Raw genomic sequence first — 17,640 nt, 5'->3', positions numbered from 1 at the left:
CGCGAGGGCGGGCGCTCAAACCAACGGCAATGGGTGGATATAGGCTGCCTGTTCGCACCATGCCTCATCACAAGCCCAGGAGAGTCCGCCTTGACCGTAGTGATCGACCAGGCCGAGACGTCCTTCACCGCCCTCGACGACGCCGGCCTCGTCGCCCGGGACGCGCACGAGTTCGGAGCCTACGTCCGCACCGGCGGCTGGGCGTTCGGCCTCAAGGTGGCGCGCAGCGTCCGGCCCGGCGGGCAGAGCGCCGACGAGACGCCGAAGGTGTCCGCGAAGGAGTTCGCCGAACTCGCCGACTGCTCCCCCGAGCGTGTCATGCGTTACTACAAGGCCTGGGACCGGGCCGCGGACGACGGTCTCGTCCCGCACTTCGAGGAACTGGCCCCCGGCCAGGAGGTCGAACTCCCGGACTCCGACGTGTGGTTGAACTACTACGTCTCCCGTTCCAGCGCCACCTCCGAGCGCGGCACCGCCATCACCGAGGCGGCCGAGGCCGAGGGCATCCGCCCCACCAAGGCGCTGGAGGTCGCGGAGAACCCGACCGCGCTGCGCGCCGCTATCCTCGCCGACCCGTCCACCGCGCGGGCGGCCCGGCAGGCGCTCCTGGACCGCGTCCGCGAGGACCCGGAGCTCCAGTCCGAGCTGGCCCGTGATGTCGTACGCACCGACGACCTGAAGAAGGCCGTCGCGACGGAGAGCCGGTCGGCGGACAGGATCGGATACGTCCGCCAGATCGCCGAGTCGGGCCAGATCAAGACCCCGGCGGGCCAGACCGTCGACGCGCCCGTCGACCTGCGTCAGGAGGCCGAGCGCCACCTGTCGCTCCTCGACGAGCTGGAGGACGGCGAGGACACCGGCGGGTGGGCCACCGAGGCCTACGACACGATGAAGAACCTGGTCGTCGAGGCGGTCGAGGCCGACCCCGAGCTGCGCGTCCAGGAGAAGCGGACCAAGTTCTACAGCAGCCTCCAGAAGGCCACGAAGGCGTTCGAGGAGCTGACCTTCGACGACGCCCAGGACTTCTACGAGGACGACATGGTCCAGCGTCTGGAAGAGCTCCAGCAGGCCATCGACAGCTGCCTGAACGCGCTGCGCAAGACCACCGCTCCGGCTGAGTAGCCGTACTCATGCAGTGACTTCGGCCTTCGGACACGATGGGGCTCCCCACGACAAGGGAGCCCCATCGTGTCCGTTCCCGCTTCCGCACCGCGGCGCCGTCTGCCCGCCGCCATGGTCGCGTTGGTGGTCGTCGGCATGGCCCTCTCCGCCTGGCATCCGCACGACCGCACGACATGGTTCCTGGAGACCGTGTGGGTCTTCGTCGGACTCCCGGTGATCGTCCTGACCTGGCGCCGCTTCCCGATGACCGGCCTGCTGTGCTGTCTGCTCGCCTTGCACGCGCTGGTCCTCGCCGTGGGCGGCCACTACACGTACGCCGAGGTGCCGGCGGGCGACTGGGTCCGTGACACCTTCGGTCTCAGCCGCAATCCCTACGACCGTCTCGGCCACCTCATGCAGGGCTTCGTACCGGCGGTCCTGGTACGGGAGTTGCTCACCCGCGCCTCGCCTCTGCGCGGCAGCCGCTGGCTGGCGCCGCTCACGGTGTGCGCGTGTCTCGCCTTCAGTGCCCTGTTCGAGCTGTTCGAGTGGGCGGCGGCCGTGATCGGCGGGCACGGCGCGGACGCGTTCCTGGCCACTCAGGGGGATGTGTGGGACACGCAGTGGGACATGTTCTGCGCGCTGATCGGGGCCACGGTCTCGGTGCTGGTGCTCAGCCGGGTGCACGACCGGCAGATGACGCGGCTCGGGGTCATCGGGTCGTATGACGGTGCCTTGCCCACAGCGGCAGTACGAACCAGCACAGCAGGTACCAGGTGACGACCCCCGCGACCAGCCAGGGCACATACGCGTCGTGGGTCGCGACCCGGAGGACCAGCAGCAGCGCGGCGGTCATCGTGGCGAGCAGCAGGACGAGGCCGACGAAGGTGAGCCGGGACGCCCAGCGCACCGCCTGGGGTTTCACGCTCCGGCCGGAGACCAGGCGGTGCAGGGACACCGGGCCGATCAGGGCGCCGGTGGCGGTGGCGCCGAGGACGACGGTCACGATGTAGAGAACCTGGTTCGCGTGCTCCAGCTGGTCGTACTTCGGGGTGAAGACGACGGTGAGCAGGAACCCGAACAGGATCTGCACGCCGGTCTGCGCGACCCGGACCTCCTGGATGAGTTCGCCCCACATCCGGTCCGCCCGCTCGTCCTCGGACTCGTCGCGTCCCGTCCGCCGGTCTTCCTCCTGGGTCATGCGGTCCGTGTAACCGGACCGCCGACCGTTCAAACGGAGGACCGTTCAGAGGCAGGGGTCTACCAGCGGTTCTCCACCTGGTCCTTGATCCGGCGGTCGTACAGGTCCCGGATCGCGGTGAGCGTGTCCTGGGACAGGGCGGGCAGCTTGGCGGCGGCCGCGTTGGCGCGGGCCTGTTCGGGTGAGCGGGCGCCGGGGATCACCGAGGTGACGCCGGGCTGGTCGATGATCCAGCGCAGGGCCAGCTGGGCCGGGGTGTACCCCTCCGGGGCGAGGGCGGAGAACTCGGCGGCGGCCTCGACACCCGTCGTGTAGTCGACGCCGGAGAAGGTCTCGCCCTGGTCGAAGGCCTCGCCGTGCCGGTTGTAGGTGCGGTGGTCGTTCTCCGGGAAGACCGTGTCCTTGGTGTACTTGCCGGACAGCAGGCCCGACGCGAGCGGCACGCGCGCGATGATGCCGACGCCCGCCTCCTGGGCGGCCGGGAGCACCTGGAGCAGGGGCTTCATGCGGAAGGCGTTGAGGATGATCTGCACGCTGGTCACGTTCGGCCGGGCGATCGCGGTGAGGGCTTCCTCGCAGGTCTCGACGCTGACGCCGTACCGCGCGATGCGCTCCTCCGCGACCAGGGTGTCGAGGGCGTCGAACACCTCGTCCGAGGAGTAGACCGCCGTGGGCGGGCAGTGCAGCTGCACGAGGTCGATGCGGTCGACGCCGAGGTTGCGGCGCGAACGGTCGTTCCACGCGCGGAAGTTGTCGAGGACGTAGTTCTCCGGGATCTGGTCGACGCGGCGGCCCATCTTCGTCGCGACCAGGACATGCAGATCGGGCCGGCCGCTCAGAAACGTGGCGATGGTCTGCTCGCTGCGCCCGTCGCCGTACACGTCGGCCGTGTCGAAGAAGGTCACCCCCGACTCCGCCGCCGCCTCCAGCACGGCGAGGGCTTCCTTGTCGTCGACGTCTCCCCAGTCGGCGCCCAGCTGCCAGGTGCCGAGACCGACGACGGACAGCTGCTGATTCGACCTGCCGATTACACGTTCGTCCATGCCGTCAGTCTGTCATCCGCCACTGACATGCGCGGATCGGGCTCCGCCGGGCCGCGACCTGTGAATCTTTCACTCACACGAGTGAACCCGTTCGACGGGATGCCTACTCGTGTCAACGCGCACCTAGCGTGTGCGCGTGACCGATCATGTGGCGAACAACCTCCAGTCCGGGAACGGCAGTTCCGCTCCCTGGACCCGTCGCGGCTTCCTCCTCTCGGCGGCCGCCCTGGCCGCCGTACCCGTACTCCTGACGGCCGATCCGGCCGTCGCGGCGGCCGAGCTGCCCGACTTCCCGGCCGACGTCGACCTCTACCGCTCGGCGTACCGGAACTGGGTCGGCGAGATCACCGCCGACGGGCTGTGGGCGTGTGCGCCGACCGACGCCGATCAGGTGGTGTCGGTCGTCGACTGGGCCTGGCAGCACGGCTGGCGGGTCCGCCCCCGCGGCTCCTCGCACGGCTGGTCACCGCTCACGATCGAGTCCGGTACGACGTCCGACGCGCCGGTGCTGCTGGTCGACACCGCCCCGCACCTCACCGGCCTGACCCTGGACTCCGCCTCGGCCGTACGGGCCGGTACGGGTGTCACCCTGGAGGCGCTGCTCACCTTCCTGGAGGGCCACGGCCTCGGTCTCACCGCCGCGCCCGCGCCCGGCGACCTGACGCTCGGCGGCGCCCTGGCCATCGACGCGCACGGCACGGCCGTACCGGCGAAGGGCGAGAAGCGGACCGCCGGGCACACCTTCGGTTCGCTCAGCAATCTGGTGCTGTCGCTGACGGCGGTGGTGTGGGACACGAACGCCGGCGAGTACGTGCTCCGGACCTGCACCCGCGACGAGGCGGACTGCGCGGCGCTGCTCACGCATCTGGGGCGTTCGCTGGTCACCGAGGTCGTGCTCCGGGTCGGCGCGAACACCAACCTCCGCTGCGTCAGCCGTACGGACATCCCGGCCACCGAACTCTTCGGGGCGCCCGGGTCGGGCGGGCGGACCTTCGCGAGCTTCCTGGACGCGTCGGGGCGGGCCGAGGCCATCTGGTTCGCGTTCACCGAGTTCCCCTGGCTGAAGGTGTGGAGCGTCGCACCGACCCGGCCGCTGACCTCGCGGCACGTCTCGTCGCCGTACAACTATCCGTTCTCCGACAATGTGCCGACGCTGGTCGCGGATCTCGTCGGGCGGATCCTCTCCGATGCCGCGTGGTATCTGGCGCCGGTGCTCGGCAACGCCCAACTCGACGTGGCGGCACTGGGGTTGACGACAACACTGTCGGCGGACATCTGGGGGCCGTCGAAGAACACGCTGCTCTACATCAAGCCGACGACCCTGCGGGAGACCGCCAACGGCTACGCGGTACTGACCACCCGGGCCCAAGTGCAGCGCGTGGTCCACGAGTTCACCGACTTCTACCAGGAACGGCTCACCGCGTACGCCGCGCTCGGCCGCTTCCCCGTCAACGGCACCGTCGAGATCCGCGTGACCGGCCTCGACCACCCCGCCGAATCCGAACTCACCGGCGCCCGCACCCCGTTGCTGTCCGCACTACGGCCGAGCACCGAGCACCCCGAGTGGGACACGGCGGTCTGGCTGGACGTCCTGACGTTGCCCGGCACGCCGTACGCGGAGGAGTTCCTGCGGGAGTTGGAGCAGTTCCTGCTGCGCTCGTACGACGGCACGGACGCCCTGACCCGGGCCGAGTGGTCGAAGGGCTGGGCCTATACGGAGGAGTCCGCGTGGAGCGACGAGGAGGTGCTCGGCACGGCGATCCCGGGCTCGTTCGGGGAGTCGGTGTGGGGGCAGGCGGCCGGAACATTCGACCGGCTGGACCCGCACGGGGTGTTCGGCAACGCCTTCCTGGACCGGCTGTTCGGGTAGCACTGACTAGGCTGTCTCCGGATCTTCGAGACGGGGAGAGTTGTGAGCAGTTGGTCGACCGCTTTGACGAAGGCGGGCATCACCGATCCGCGGCTGCGGCGCGCCTACGACGCCCAGCGCGGGATCGTGCGCAGGTTCGCGCTGCACGAGTACGTGGCGGTACGGCTGTTGCTGCCGGCGGAGCTGCATCCGCCGGTCGTCGCCGCGGTGGCCTACATGCACGCGACCGACGAACTGATCGACACCGGGGACGTGGACGCGCGTACGGCGGCCCTCGCCTCCTGGGACGCCGAGACCACGGCAGCCTTGGAGAGCGGCGAACCGCCCGTCCAGGAAACCCTGTTGGCGCTCCGGGACACCACGCGCCGCCACCCGCACATGGCGGCCCGGGTACGCGCCTTCCTCGACGGCGCTCCCGTGGAGGCGAGCTGGACCGGCTTCGAGACGGAGGCCGACTTCCAGGCGTACGTGGACAGTTACTCGCTGCCCGCCCTGATGCTCACCGCGTCGCTGCTCGCACCGGCCGACTCCGCCGCGTACGAGTCGTACGTCAAGGGATGCCGGGATCTGATCGAGGGCTGGCAGCGCAGCGACTTCCTCGCCGACCTCCGCGAGGACACCGAGAACGACCGCATCGGCATCCCGCGGGACGAACTCGCCCGGCACGGGCTGAAGTTCGAGGATCTGCGCAGCAAGTCACCGGCGTGCGTACCGGCGTTGGACCGAGTGGTCCGGGCGCAGGCCGACCTCGCGGAGACCACGCTCGCCGGCTGCCGTACGCTTCCCGCTCTTGTCGCGGCGGAACACCGGCCGTTCCTCGACGCGTTGATCGGCGTCCAGGAACTGCGGCTCGGCGCGGTGCGACGCGAAGGGGGCAGGGTCCTGCTGCACGACACGGGTCCCGCGACGCTGGCCACGCTGCGGGTCCTGGCCCGACAGTACCGCAAGGCGCGCCGCTACGCCTAGGGCGTCAACTGGGCCTGCACGGTGGGTCCGTAGCGATCCACGATGGTGTCGACGGCGGTCGCCCGCAGCTCGGTGCCGCGGGCGATGCCGTACATGACGCCGAGGCCGAGGAGGGTCGCGACGGCGAGTTCGGCGCGCAAGCCGGCGTCGGGGCCGGGGAGGCGGGCGGCGAGGCGGTCGACCACGTGGGCGCGGAAGTTGACGCGCAGGACGTCGCCGTGGTCGCCGTGCAGGGGTGCGAACGCGATCCGCAGCAGCGGGTCGGCGCCCCGCTCGCGCTGGCTGACCAGGACGTGCCGGACCATGTGGCGGCCGAGTCCGTCGAGCGGGGCGTCGAGGAGGTCCCGCGCGTCGGTCTCGAAGGACATGACGCGGGCGAAGAGGGCGTCCTTGTTGCCGAAGTACTTGAGGATCAACGGCGCGCTGACACCGGCGCGTTCGGCGACGGCCTTGAGGGTGATGTCGGCGTGCGCGTTGCGCGCGAGGAGGTAGCGGGCGGCCTTGAGGATGGCCGCCTTGGTCGCCCCGGCGTCCCGGCGTGCGGGCGGGGACGCGGTGGGTGGAGTGGTGCTCACGGCACTCATGCTCCCTCCAGCGCCTCGTCCCGCGCGCCCTCCGTACGGTCCCCGGCGCGCCGCGTGTCGTCGGGAGCGGGGTCGCCCGGGATGGTCAGGGCCGCCGCGCTCGCCACCAGGGCGATCACGCCCGCGATGCCGAACGCCATCAGGTACCCGTGCAGCGTGGGCAGCGGGAGCCCGCCGACCAGGCTGGTGTGGTGCACCAGCACGGCGGCGACCACAGCGCTGGAGACGGCCTGGCCGATGGTGCGCATCAGGACGTTGACGCCGTTCGCGGAGGCGGTCTGGTCGGCCGGGACGGCGCGCAGGATGAGGGTGGGCAGCGCCGAGTAGGCGAAGGTGGTGCCGGTGGCCACGATCGTCGCGCCGAGGATGATCGTCCACAGGTCACGGCTGTCGGCGATGCGCACCACATAGCCGAGCGCGATGATCGCGGCGCCGAGGGCGAGCGTGATGCGCGGGCCGCGGGCCGCCGAGATGCGGGCCGAGACGGGTGAGAGCAGCAGCATGGTGATGCCGCCGGGCAGCAGGCACAACCCGGTCTGGACGATGGACAGCCCGAGCCCGTACCCGGTCGCCTTGGGCGCCTGCACCAGCTGGGCGGTGACGAGGGAGTTGGCGTAGAACGCGAAGCCGGTCAGCAGGGCCGCCACATGGGACAGGCCCACCCGGGGCTTGGACACCAACCGCAGGTCCACCAACGGGAGTTCGGTGCGCAGCTGCTGCCACCACCACAGCCCGAACACGACAACCGTGGCGAGGAACAGCGCAAGGATCCGCGCACTGCCCCACCCCCACTGACCGCCCTGCGACACCCCGAGCAACAGACACACCAGGCCCACGGCCAGCCCGAGCGCGCCGAGCACGTCGAAGCGGCCCGGGGAACGGACGGGCGACTCGCGCACCGCCCACCAGATCCCCCACACACCGATCGCGCCGAGCGCGCTGGTCGCCCAGAACATGACGTGCCAGTTGGCGTACTGCACGATCAGCGCCGCGAGCGGCAGTCCGAGGGCGGCGCCGATACCGACCGTGGAACTCATCAGCGCGACCGCGCTGCCCCGGCGCTCCGGGGGCAGTTCGTCACGCAGGATGCTGATCGACAGGGGGACCACGGCGGCCGCGGCGCCTTGCAGGGCGCGGGCGAAGATCAGGACGCGAATGTCGGAGGACAAGGCGCACATGACCGAGCCGACGGTCATCAGGCTCAGGGCAGCGGTCAGGACCCGCCGCTTGCCGTACATGTCACCGGCCCGGCCGAGCACGGGGGTGAGGACCGCGCCGGAGAGCAGGGTCGCGGTGACCATCCAGGAGACGGCACCCGCGGAGGAGTGGGTCAGCCGGGGCAGGGACGGCAGCAGCGGGACGACCACGGTCTGCATGACCGCCATGAGGATCCCGCCGAACGCCAGCACCGGAACGGTGAGCCGATCCCGCAAGGGGGTCCGCCCGGCGAGGCTGCCGGACGGCTCGGGTATCGGGACGGGCTGGCCCATGGGCACTCCAGCTGGCATGAAAAAAGAAGGTGAATGACTATTCACCCTAACTGGTGAATAGTCATTCACCCAACCTTCCCAGACCGCTCACGGAAGCCGGACCGCTCCCGGAGGGTGCCCTACTTGCGGGAGGCGAGCGCCCGCGCGTGCACGGTCCGCGCGACCTTGGGCCCGAGCCACCGCTTGAACCGGCGCAGCGCCTCCAGCCGCCCGGCCGCCTTGTCGATGCCGTAGTAGACCTGCGGCGGGACGTACGGCAGCAGGGGCGAGTGCCGCTGGCCGAGCAGCGCGAACATGCGGTGCGGGGGCAGGTGGATGTAGCGCTGGAGGTTCTCGTACCACTGGGCGCTGTAGCGGGCCGCGCTCTGGATGGACAACAAGGCGGATCTACGGCGCTTTTCGTACGCGGCGAGGGCCTGCGGCAGTTCGGTGTGGTCGCGCAGGGCGTCCGCGAGGGCGATGGCGTCCTCCAGGGCGAGGGTGGTGCCGGCGCCGATGGAGTAGTGGGTGGTGTGGGCGGCGTCGCCGAGCAGGACGAGGTTGTCGCGGTGCCAGGTGCGGTTGGTGAGGGTGCGGAAGTTGAGCCACTGGGCGCTGCCGTCGGCGGAGGCGCGGCCGATCAGGGAGTGGCCGTCGAGGAGGTCGGCGAAGAGCTTCTCCAGCAGGGCGAGTCCGTCGGCCTCCGCGGCGGTGTCGAGGCCGAGGCCGGTCCAGGTCTCGGGTGCGCACTCGATGACGCAGGTGCTGCCCTCGGGGCCGAACGCGTAGCCGTAGCACCAGATCCAGCCGTGGTCGGTCTCCACGAAGGCGAAGGTGAAGGAGCCGAAGACCTTGCTGGTGCCGAGCCAGATGTACTGGTTGCGGCCGGGCTTGAGTTCGGCGCCGAAGTGGTCGGCGTGCCGGGTGCGCAGCGCGCTGTTGACGCCGTCGGCGGCCACGATCAGATCGGCGTCGGGGAGGTCGTCGGCAGTCACCTCGCACTCAAACTCCAGTCGTACGCCCAGAGTTCGGGCCCGTTCGGCGAGAATCTTGAGGAGTCGGTGGCGGCCGATGCCGTGGCCCTCGTCGCCGGGTTGAGTGGTCGTCAGGTCCCGGATGCGGGCGACGCCGTCGCTCCAGCGCACCGAGTGCTCGTCGACGGCCTGCGCGGACTCCGGGTCGTACTCCCGGAGTTGGTCGAGCAGTTCGCGCCAGTACGTCACGCCCCAGCCGTAGGTCGAGCCTTCGGCGTTGCGCTCGTAGACGGTGATGTCGTGGGACGGGTCCTGACGCTTCAGCAGGATCGAGAGATACAGACCGGCGGGCCCGCCTCCGACACAGGCGACCTTCACGTGCACACCCCTGGAGATTACTCAAAGTGGCCAAGTGGAACCGCAGAGTAGCAGGCCGAGGGTGCAAAGAAGTCCCACCGGCCTCGGGACTCCGAGGCCGGTGGGACGCGTCGAACAGGTGAGGGACTTACGCCTCGGCCGTGGCGCACTCCGGGTGGCCCCAGCCCTTGGGGTTCTTGCTGATGGGCTCGCCGGCCGCGTAGGCGCGGCCGCACAGGCAGCGGCCGGAGAACTTGGCCTTGATGGTGCGGGAGGACGAACTCGCGCTCTTCCGGGCCGACTTGGCGCCACCCGCGCGGGCGGGCTTCTTCGGGGTGTCGGGCGAGGGGGGCGGTTCCGGGGAGCCGAGGTCGCTGCCCGCGGGTTCCTGGACGACGGCCGCCTGGCTGGCCGCGCGGTCGGCGAAGTCGTTCAGCGGGTCGCCGTCAACCTGGTGGGCGGGGACGTAGCGGAACTCGACCGAGCGGCCATCCAGCAGTTCGTCGATGCGGACGACCAACTCCTGGTTGGCGACCGGCTTTCCGCCGGAGGTCTTCCAGCCGTTGCGCTTCCAGCCGGGGAGCCAGGTGGTGACGGCCTTCATGGCGTACTGCGAGTCCATGCGGATTTCCAGCGGTACGTCCGGTGCGGTCGCCGTCAACAGGCGCTCCAGCGCGGTGAGTTCGGCGACGTTGTTGGTGGCCTTGCCGAGCGGCCCCGCCTCCCAGCGGGCCGGGCTCTCCTTGTCGTCCGAGACGACCCACGCCCAGGCGGCCGGCCCGGGATTCCCTTTCGAAGCCCCGTCGCACGCGGCCACCACACGTTCACGCATGCGCCCGATCATGCCATGGCCGCGCGAGGGGCTCGGCGTCACCCCGGGCGAGGTCCCGCTCGGCGAGCAGGGCAGAGCCGGGCCGTGGTGACCTGGGCCACTTCACTCTCGCCACCGACCTCCACGCGGCCCGGCCGTGGACCGTGTCCGAAGATCTCGTCCGCTAGCCCCTTACGCTGCGCGCATGACCTCGCGACAAGACCAATGGGCCCGGGTGCGCCGCCACTTGTGGCGACCGCCGCGCCCGCATGGCGAGCAGCCGCGCGAGCGGGTGGTCGGGCCGCTGGAACTCTTCTACGACCTGGTCGTGGTCGTGCTGGTCGCGCAGGCCGCCCACCATCTGTCCGGGGAGCTCGACTGGCACGGACTGGGCCTGTTCGCCGCGGTGTTCGCGCTGGTGTGGATCGCCTGGCTCAACGGCAGCCTGCACCACGAACTGCACGGGCACGAGGACGCCCGCGGCCGGAGCATGTTCCTGCTGCAGATCCTCGTGCTCGTCCCGCTGGGCGCGTTCATCCCCGGCGCGGGCGACGAGCGCGGTGTCGCGTTCGCCGTGGACGCGGGGGTGCTGTTCGGGGTCCTGGCGCTGTTGTGGCTGCTCGCCTCGCGCGGTGACACGCCCGAGTTCCGGCGCCCCAGCATGCTGTACGTGACGGGGACGGCGGCCTGCGCGGTCGTACTGGCCGCGAGCGCCGCTCTGCCCGCCGACGCCCGCGTGCTGACGTGGGGTGCGCTGGCCGTCGTCTACCTGGCCGGGTTCGTCCTCGTCATCGGGAGGGCCATCCCGGAACAGGTGGTCGCCCTCAGCGTGACCGACGCGCTCACGGAACGGTTCGGGCTGTTCATCATCATCGTGCTCGGCGAGAACGTGACCGGGGTGGTCGATGGACTGGCCCACGAGCCGACCGGCGCGCTCACCCTCGCCGTCGGACTCGTCGCCGTCGTCGTCGGGTTCGGCGCGTGGTGGACCTACTTCGACTTCGCCGGACACCGGCTGCCGCGGCCCACGCGCGCGTGCGCCCTGCTGTGGATGGTGGTCCATCTGCCGATCACGGCCGCGGTGGCCGCCATGGGCGCCGCGATGGTCGGCCTCGTCGAGCACGCCCACGACAGCCGGACCCCCGCGGCCACGGCCTGGGTGCTGTGCGGGGGCGCGGCCGTCGTGCTCTGCGCGACGATGGTGCTCGCGGCGTCCCTGCGCCACTGGGACGAGAACCTCGGGCTCTACCGGCCCCTGGCCGGCACCTGTGTCGCCACGGCCGTCCTGTGCGTGGGAGTCGGCGCCCTGCGCCCGGCTCCCCTCGTCCTCGGCCTGGCGCTCGTCCTGCTCTTCGGCATCCCCTGGGGAGTCGCCGTGGCCAACCGCGTGGCCCACTACGAGGAAGAACCGGCCACGTGACCGCTCACCGGCGTCAGGGTGTCGAGGGGCGGGTCTCGGTCCAGTCGACCATCAGCCGGCGTTCGGCGAAGTACCAGTCGCCGTCCCGCTTGGTGAACTCGTCGAGGTAGCGGATGGAGGCGATCATCAGCGTGCGCCGCCCGGACTCGTCGACCCCGATGTGATGGGCCAGGCAGTAGCTCTCGCCCGTCGCCCGGTCACCGTCCAGGGAGACGGTGCTCTGGCCGTTGAAGTGGGTGGTCGCCCGGTAGGTGTTGAGGTTGTCGAACACCGGGGCCAGGGACTCGCGGCCGAGCAGGGTCTGCGTCGGCTCGGCTGCCGTGGCGTCCATGAACACCAGGAAGCGGGTGTCCTCGGTGAACAGGCTCATCTGGCCCTTGGCGTCCCGCCGGTCCGCGCAGTGCGCGTAGGCGTCGATCAGCTCGCGGATGGCCAGCCTGTCGGCGGCTTCCCGGGGTGAGATCTCGGTGTGCGAGGCCATGACCTTGTCCCTTCACCGCACTATTTGACACATGTATAAAACCACTCCCCGTGGCAGAGTGCAACGTGCACCCGAGGAGGGCAGAGCACTGAGCGACCGGATCGATCCGCGCATCACCCGCACGACGCGGGCCTTCGAGGAGGCGATCGTGGACCTCGCCGCCGAGCGGCCCGTCTCGCAAATCACGATCGGCGAGCTGGCCGACCGTGCCGGGGTCACCCGCGCCACGTTCTACAACCGGTACAGCTCACCGCTGGACCTGCTCATCCAGGTGCTCCGCGCCGACCTGGACCGCGGCCACCTGCTGGAGGCCGAGCACCGCGCGCGGGGCGGATCGGCTCCCGAGTTGCTGCGCCTGGCCACGTCCGAGGTCGCCGACCACGTCGAGCGATTCCTGCCGATATACCGGCACGCCCTCGTCGACCCGGCCGACAGCGGTGTGTACGAGGCCCTCGTACGCCACTTCAGCGACTACACGCTCGCCCTCATGGCCGACGGCCACCACCCGGGACTCCCCGACGCCAACCGTCACGTGATCGCGCAGTTCATGGCGCGCGGCTTCGCGGGAGCCATCCGGGCGTGGCTCGACGACCCCTCCGTCACGAAGGCCGACCTGGTCGACGCGGCCGTGGCCTGCGCTCCCGTCTGGTGGGCGGCCGACGGGAGCTGACGCACGGCCTGGGCTAGACGTCCTTGCTCGTCGGGAGATCCCCCTTGGTCGTGTTCACGTCGATGACCGTGAACGCGGCGCCCTGCGGATCGCTCAGCGCCGCGAACCGCCCGAAGGGACTGTCCATGGGGCCGAAGCGCACGACGCCGCCGAGCTCGGTGGCCTTGGCGACGGCCTCGTCGCAGTCGGGGACGGCGAAGTACACGTTGACGTACGACGGCACCTCGGGCGGGAACTCGTCGCCCATCGCCATCCGGCCGAGCACCGTGTCGTCGCCGACGTTGTACATCCGGTAGTCCATGTCACCGCCGTCCATCTGCTTCTGCGCGTACGGGAAGACCGCCGCGAAGAACGCGTCCGCCTTCGCGGGCTCGCGCGTGAAGACCTCGGCCCAGGCGTAGGCGCCGGGCACGCCCGTGGCCTCGAAGCCCTCGTGGACGCCGCCCTGCCAGACGCCGAAGACGGCGCCGCTGGGCTCGCTGGCCAGGCACATCGTGCCGAAGTCGCCGACCTTCATCGGCTCCATGAGCACCTGGCCGCCGTTCTCCCGGATCTTCGCCGCGGTGGCCGCCGCGTCCGGTGACGCGAGGTACAGGCACCACTGTGACTGGCCCTCCGCTCCGGGCATCGGCGGTACGACGGCCGCGACCGCCTTGTCGTCGACGAAGGCCTGGGTGTAGTTCCCGTACTCCGACGACGCGTCGCCGAAGGTCCAGCCGAGGACCTCGCCGTAGAAACGCTTGGCCCCCTCCACGTCGCTGAACATCGCGTCGGCCCAACAGGGGGTTCCCTCAGGTTGTACGGCCATGATCGCGGCCCTCTCCGGTAGGTCGGGTTGTCCGAATTCTCACGCTAGTCACCCGGAGGGCGGGACGCGCGCCGAACGCCGCGGTCCGTTCCACACTGGACGTATGGCGGATACGACGACGATGCGCGCGTGGGCCGTGACCGAGCCGGGGCCCGTCGAGGGAGGCTCTCTCCAGCTCGTGGAGAAGCCGGTGCCGGTACCTGGGGATGACGAACTGCTCGTGCACGTGCGCGCGTGCGGGGTGTGCCGGACCGATCTGCATGTCACCGAGGGGGATCTGCCGGTGCACAGGCAGAGGGTGACCCCGGGGCACGAGGTCGTCGGGGAGGTGGCGGGGCTCGGGGCCGGGGTAAGTGGCTTCGCGGTCGGTGACCGGGTGGGCGTCGCGTGGCTGCGCCGCACCGACGGCACCTGCGCGTACTGCCTGCGCGGGGCGGAGAATCTGTGCCCGCGCTCCGAGTACACCGGCTGGGACGCCGACGGCGGCTACGCGGAGTACACGACCGTACCGGCCGCGTTCGCCCACCGACTCCCCGCCGGCCTCGACGACGTCGCCCTGGCACCGCTGCTGTGCGCCGGGATCATCGGCTACCGCGCGCTGCGCCGGGCCACCCTCCCGCAGGGCGGACGGCTCGGTCTCTACGGCTTCGGGGGCAGCGCCCATCTGTGCGCCCAGGTGGCGCTCGCCGAAGGGGCCACCGTGCATGTGCTGACCCGGGGCCTGGCGGCGCAGCGGCTCGCGCTGGAGCTGGGGGCGGCCTCGGCGCGTGACGCGTACGAGGCGCCGCCGGAGCCGCTCGACAGCGCGATCCTGTTCGCGCCGGTCGGCGATCTCGTGCCGGTGGCACTGCGGGCGCTCGACCGGGGCGGGGTCCTCGCGGTCGCGGGCATCCACCTCAGCGACACACCGCCCCTGGACTACGAGCACGAGCTGTTCTACGAGAAGGAGTTGCGCAGCGTCACCTCCAACACCCGTGCGGACGCACGGGAGTTCCTCGATCTGGCCGCCCGGCACGACGTGCGCGCGACCACGCACACCTATCCGCTGTCACGGGCCGCGGACGCGCTGACGGATCTCAAGGCCGGCCGCTTCGACGGGGCCGCGGTGCTGGTGAACGACCTCAACGGGTAGGCGGCGCAAGGGGGTTCGCGCGGCTGAGGCGTGCCAGCGCCCCGCGCGCCGGGGCACGGGAAGGATCTCTTCCCCTCCCCGCCTCGATCGACGGTTTACACCCCGCAGGGCGTGAAGCCGCCCCCCGCGCGCGGTTATCGGTCCTGGGCAGGGCTGTTTGGCTTGTACACCGACGACGCGCTCACCCCTGTTCACCTCCCGGGAGGGAATGTGTCCACTCCGGAAAGCGCCCACGGACCCGCCACCGACGAACCCGGCCCCGCGACCCCCGGCAACGCTCAACCACCCACCAGTCTCGGCACCCTGGCGGCACGTCAGCTCGCCACGACCACCAAGTCCGAACCGCAGATGCAGGCCATCACCTCGCGATGGCTGCTGAAGATGCTGCCCTGGGTGGACGTGCGGGGCGGTGCCTACCGGGTCAACCGGCGGCTCCAGCTCAGTGTCGGCCGCGGCCGGGTGCGGTTCGAGCAGAACGGCGCCGACGACATCAAGGTCATTCCCGAGACACTCACCGAACTGCCCGTGCTACGCGGGTACTCCGACACGGAGGTCCTGAAGGAGGTCGCGGGCCGGTTCCGGGTCCGGGAGGTGCGGGCCGGGCAGATCCTCTTCGAGGCCGGACAGCCTGTCACCGAGGCCTACTTGGTCGCGCACGGGCGCTTCACCCGCTACACCGCCGGCAAGTACGACGAGGAGGAGATCCTCGGCGTCGTCACCGACGGCGACCAGATGGGCGACGAGGCGATAGGGCAGTCCGATCCCCTGTGGCTGAGTTCCGTACGGGCCGAGACCGCGGGCGTCCTGCTCGTGCTGCCCTGGGACGTCGTGGCCGAACTCACCGACCGCGTACCGTCGTTGGCCGCGCATCTGGAGGCGTACGCCGAGCGGCAGCGGCTGCCGATGAACCGCAAGGGCGAGGCCGACGTCCCGGTGCAGGCCGGCCACGTGGGCGAGCCGACGCTCCCCGGTGGCTTCGTGGACTACGAACTCGCCCCGCGTGAGTACGAGTTGTCGCTCACGCAGACCGTGCTGCGGGTGCACACCCGGGTCGCCGACCTCTACAACGACCCGATGGACCAGACCCAGCAGCAACTGCGGCTCACCATCGAGGAGATCCGTGAGCGGCAGGAGTGGGAGCTGGTCAACAACCGGGAGTTCGGGCTGCTGCACAGCGTCGACTACACCCAGCGCATCAGCACCTTCACCGGCCCGCCGACCCCGGACGACCTGGACGAACTGCTCGCCATGCGGCGCAAGACACGGCTCTTCCTCGCCCATCCGAAGGCGATCGCGGCCTTCTTCCGGCAGTGCAACAAGCGCGGTCTGGTGCCCGGCACGGTGAACGTCGAGGGGCACGAGATCCCCGCCTGGCGCGGCGTCCCGTTCTTCCCGTGCGGCAAGATTCCGATCACTCCGCAGCACACCAGCAGCATCATCGCGCTGCGCACCGGCGAGGCCGACCAGGGTGTCGTCGGGCTGTTCCAGACGGGTATCCCCGAGGAGTTCCAGCCCGGTCTGAACGTGCGCTTCATGGGCATCGACTCGGCCGCGATCATCCGCTACCTCGTCACCGCGTACTACTCGATGGCCATCCTGGTCCCCGACGCGGCGGGAATCCTGGAGAACGTCCAGATCGGCCGGACCGCCGAATGACGGCGCGGAATACCTCATGACCACCTCCCTCTCGCACCTCATGACCACGTCCCTTTCGCTGCCCGGCCCACCGAACCTGGCCGCCGCCGTACGCGCCAGGCCCACCGGGGCGATCCCCGGCCTCAAGTACCAACCGGCGGTGCCGGCCGACCCCGAGAAGGCCGCGGAGATCGACCGCAGGCTGGAGGCCTGGGCCCGCGAGCTCGATCTGTTCCCGGCCGCGTGGGACGGGGACTTCGCCGGGTTCCAGTTCGGCCGGGCCGTGGTGCTCCAGCACCCGGGCGCGCTCGACCTCGAACGGCTCACCGTCGCGGGCAAGTTGCTGCTCGCCGAGAACATCGTCGACGACTGCTACTGCGAGGAGGACGAGGGCAAGGGCGGCGCGCACCGCGGCCTGGGCGGACGGCTGATCTTCGGGCAGTCGGCGCTCGACCCCTTCCACTCCACCCCCGAATACGAGGAGGAGTGGCGGCACGGAATACAGGCCGACGGCCCGCTGCGCTCGTACCACTTCGCGCTCAAGGACTACGCCCTCCTCGCCACGCCCAGCCAGACCGACCGGTTCGTGCACGACATCGCCCGGCTCCACCTCGGGTATCTCGCCGAGGCCGCCTGGGCGGAGACCCGGTACAAGCCGCGCATCTGGGAGTACCTGGTGATGCGGCAGTTCAACAACTTCCGCCCCTGTCTGTCGATCGTGGACGCGATCGACGGCTACGAACTGCCCGAACAGGTCTACGCCCGGCCCGAGATCCAGCGGGTCACGGCCCTCGCCTGCAACGCCACCACGATCGTCAACGACCTCTACTCCTTCACCAAGGAACTCTCCGACCCCGGCCACCTCAACCTGCCGCAGGTCGTCGCCGCCAACGACCGGCGCGGGCTGAAGGCGGCCTATCTGAAGTCGGTCGACATCCACAACCGGATCATGGACGCCTTCGAGGAGGAGTCCGCGGTGCTGTCCGCCGCCTCCCCCCTCGTCGAGCGCTACACCCAGGGGCTCGCCGCCTGGGTGGCCGGCAACCACGAGTGGCACGCGACCAACAGCCACCGCTACCACCTGCCCAACTACTGGTAACCGTCCGGCCCCTGACGCC

The 17,640-nt window shown here is 70.6% G+C and carries 17 protein-coding genes; 9 read left to right on the top strand and 8 right to left on the bottom strand.

Translation table 11 applies throughout. The features are described 5' to 3' along the window. Window positions 1-99: 99 nt before the first annotated feature. Together OG194_RS44415 and OG194_RS44410 are read left to right on the top strand one after the other, a co-directional pair. Window positions 100-1,122, top strand: coding sequence for a hypothetical protein (locus tag OG194_RS44415; RefSeq protein ID WP_327407408.1), 1,023 nt, complete (start codon window positions 100-102; stop codon window positions 1,120-1,122). 111 nt (window positions 1,123-1,233) lie between these two features. Further along, window positions 1,234-1,881, top strand: a complete 648-nt coding sequence (locus OG194_RS44410) for a DUF2238 domain-containing protein (RefSeq protein ID WP_327407407.1) — start codon at window positions 1,234-1,236, stop codon at window positions 1,879-1,881. Here the strand turns inward: OG194_RS44410 and OG194_RS44405 are convergent. After that, the gene (locus OG194_RS44405; protein WP_327406389.1) at window positions 1,814-2,302 is read right to left on the bottom strand and encodes a DUF6328 family protein; all 489 of its coding nucleotides are present in this window, start codon (window positions 2,300-2,302) and stop codon (window positions 1,814-1,816) included. The two genes, OG194_RS44410 and OG194_RS44405, sit on opposite strands and share 68 nt — an antisense overlap. 59 nt (window positions 2,303-2,361) lie before the next feature. Beyond that, window positions 2,362-3,345 (bottom strand): aldo/keto reductase, encoded by a 984-nt coding sequence (locus OG194_RS44400; RefSeq protein ID WP_327406388.1) that lies wholly within the window; start codon window positions 3,343-3,345, stop codon window positions 2,362-2,364. Window positions 3,346-3,481: 136 nt separating this feature from the next. Here OG194_RS44400 and OG194_RS44395 point away from each other — a divergent pair, with 136 nt between their 5' ends. Beyond that, window positions 3,482-5,215, top strand: coding sequence for a cholesterol oxidase substrate-binding domain-containing protein (locus OG194_RS44395; RefSeq protein ID WP_327406387.1), 1,734 nt, complete (start codon window positions 3,482-3,484; stop codon window positions 5,213-5,215). A gap of 42 nt (window positions 5,216-5,257) precedes the next feature. After that, window positions 5,258-6,181, top strand: coding sequence for a phytoene/squalene synthase family protein (locus OG194_RS44390; RefSeq protein ID WP_327406386.1), 924 nt, complete (start codon window positions 5,258-5,260; stop codon window positions 6,179-6,181). On the opposite strand, the gene OG194_RS44385 is transcribed toward OG194_RS44390, so the two are convergent. From OG194_RS44385 to OG194_RS44370, 4 genes are all read right to left on the bottom strand, one after another. After that, on the bottom strand, window positions 6,178-6,765 hold the full coding sequence (locus OG194_RS44385) for a TetR/AcrR family transcriptional regulator (RefSeq protein ID WP_327406385.1): 588 nt from the start codon (window positions 6,763-6,765) through the stop codon (window positions 6,178-6,180). The two genes, OG194_RS44390 and OG194_RS44385, sit on opposite strands and share 4 nt — an antisense overlap. Further along, window positions 6,762-8,255: an MFS transporter gene (locus OG194_RS44380; protein WP_327406384.1), complete on the bottom strand. Its 1,494-nt coding sequence runs from the start codon at window positions 8,253-8,255 to the stop codon at window positions 6,762-6,764. The genes OG194_RS44385 and OG194_RS44380 overlap by 4 nt, the downstream gene beginning before the upstream one ends. Window positions 8,256-8,374: 119 nt before the next feature. After that, the gene (locus tag OG194_RS44375; RefSeq protein WP_327406383.1) at window positions 8,375-9,592 is read right to left on the bottom strand and encodes an FAD-dependent monooxygenase; all 1,218 of its coding nucleotides are present in this window, start codon (window positions 9,590-9,592) and stop codon (window positions 8,375-8,377) included. A gap of 121 nt (window positions 9,593-9,713) precedes the next feature. Next, on the bottom strand, window positions 9,714-10,409 hold the full coding sequence (locus OG194_RS44370; protein WP_327406382.1) for a ribonuclease H family protein: 696 nt from the start codon (window positions 10,407-10,409) through the stop codon (window positions 9,714-9,716). Between the two features lie 172 nt (window positions 10,410-10,581). Here OG194_RS44370 and OG194_RS44365 point away from each other — a divergent pair, with 172 nt between their 5' ends. Continuing rightward, a complete protein-coding gene (locus OG194_RS44365; protein WP_327406381.1) occupies window positions 10,582-11,796 on the top strand; it encodes a low temperature requirement protein A in 1,215 nt (404 codons plus the stop codon). Window positions 11,797-11,809: 13 nt separating this feature from the next. On the opposite strand, the gene OG194_RS44360 is transcribed toward OG194_RS44365, so the two are convergent. Next, complete coding sequence (locus OG194_RS44360; protein WP_327406380.1) at window positions 11,810-12,277, bottom strand: nuclear transport factor 2 family protein; 468 nt, start codon at window positions 12,275-12,277, stop codon at window positions 11,810-11,812. 58 nt (window positions 12,278-12,335) lie between these two features. Between OG194_RS44360 and OG194_RS44355 the strand changes: the two genes are divergently transcribed. Next, a complete protein-coding gene (locus tag OG194_RS44355; RefSeq protein WP_327406379.1) occupies window positions 12,336-12,947 on the top strand; it encodes a TetR/AcrR family transcriptional regulator in 612 nt (203 codons plus the stop codon). 13 nt (window positions 12,948-12,960) lie between these two features. On the opposite strand, the gene OG194_RS44350 is transcribed toward OG194_RS44355, so the two are convergent. Next, window positions 12,961-13,755 carry a VOC family protein gene (locus OG194_RS44350; protein WP_327406378.1) on the bottom strand — a complete coding sequence of 265 codons (795 nt, stop codon included), beginning with the start codon at window positions 13,753-13,755 and terminating at the stop codon, window positions 12,961-12,963. A 121-nt stretch (window positions 13,756-13,876) separates the two neighbouring features. Between OG194_RS44350 and OG194_RS44345 the strand changes: the two genes are divergently transcribed. From OG194_RS44345 to OG194_RS44335, 3 genes are all read left to right on the top strand, one after another. After that, window positions 13,877-14,887, top strand: a complete 1,011-nt coding sequence (locus tag OG194_RS44345; RefSeq protein ID WP_327407406.1) for a zinc-binding alcohol dehydrogenase family protein — start codon at window positions 13,877-13,879, stop codon at window positions 14,885-14,887. 210 nt (window positions 14,888-15,097) lie between these two features. After that, complete coding sequence (locus tag OG194_RS44340; RefSeq protein WP_327406377.1) at window positions 15,098-16,543, top strand: family 2B encapsulin nanocompartment shell protein; 1,446 nt, start codon at window positions 15,098-15,100, stop codon at window positions 16,541-16,543. A gap of 16 nt (window positions 16,544-16,559) precedes the next feature. Continuing rightward, complete coding sequence (locus OG194_RS44335) at window positions 16,560-17,621, top strand: family 2 encapsulin nanocompartment cargo protein terpene cyclase (RefSeq protein ID WP_327406376.1); 1,062 nt, start codon at window positions 16,560-16,562, stop codon at window positions 17,619-17,621. Window positions 17,622-17,640 lie beyond the last annotated feature (19 nt).

The sequence above is a fragment of the Streptomyces sp. NBC_01288 genome, assembly GCF_035982055.1.
Taxonomy (GTDB): Bacteria; Actinomycetota; Actinomycetes; order Streptomycetales; family Streptomycetaceae; genus Streptomyces.
Note: the sequence above shows the minus strand (reverse complement) of the source record. Positions and strands in the feature narration are given on the sequence as shown.

What these genes read in the sequence shown, in the direction of transcription:
- OG194_RS44410 (WP_327407407.1), top strand. Translation starts at nt 1,234, where the DNA reads ATGGTCGCGTTGGTGGTCGTCGGCATGGCCCTCTCCGCCTGGCATCCG.
- OG194_RS44405 (WP_327406389.1), bottom strand. Translation starts at nt 2,302, where the DNA reads ATGACCCAGGAGGAAGACCGGCGGACGGGACGCGACGAGTCCGAGGAC.
- OG194_RS44400 (WP_327406388.1), bottom strand. Translation starts at nt 3,345, where the DNA reads ATGGACGAACGTGTAATCGGCAGGTCGAATCAGCAGCTGTCCGTCGTC.
- OG194_RS44385 (WP_327406385.1), bottom strand. Translation starts at nt 6,765, where the DNA reads ATGAGTGCCGTGAGCACCACTCCACCCACCGCGTCCCCGCCCGCACGC.
- OG194_RS44380 (WP_327406384.1), bottom strand. Translation starts at nt 8,255, where the DNA reads ATGGGCCAGCCCGTCCCGATACCCGAGCCGTCCGGCAGCCTCGCCGGG.
- OG194_RS44370 (WP_327406382.1), bottom strand. Translation starts at nt 10,409, where the DNA reads ATGATCGGGCGCATGCGTGAACGTGTGGTGGCCGCGTGCGACGGGGCT.
- OG194_RS44365 (WP_327406381.1), top strand. Translation starts at nt 10,582, where the DNA reads ATGACCTCGCGACAAGACCAATGGGCCCGGGTGCGCCGCCACTTGTGG.
- OG194_RS44360 (WP_327406380.1), bottom strand. Translation starts at nt 12,277, where the DNA reads ATGGCCTCGCACACCGAGATCTCACCCCGGGAAGCCGCCGACAGGCTG.
- OG194_RS44350 (WP_327406378.1), bottom strand. Translation starts at nt 13,755, where the DNA reads ATGGCCGTACAACCTGAGGGAACCCCCTGTTGGGCCGACGCGATGTTC.
- OG194_RS44345 (WP_327407406.1), top strand. Translation starts at nt 13,877, where the DNA reads ATGCGCGCGTGGGCCGTGACCGAGCCGGGGCCCGTCGAGGGAGGCTCT.
- OG194_RS44335 (WP_327406376.1), top strand. Translation starts at nt 16,560, where the DNA reads ATGACCACCTCCCTCTCGCACCTCATGACCACGTCCCTTTCGCTGCCC.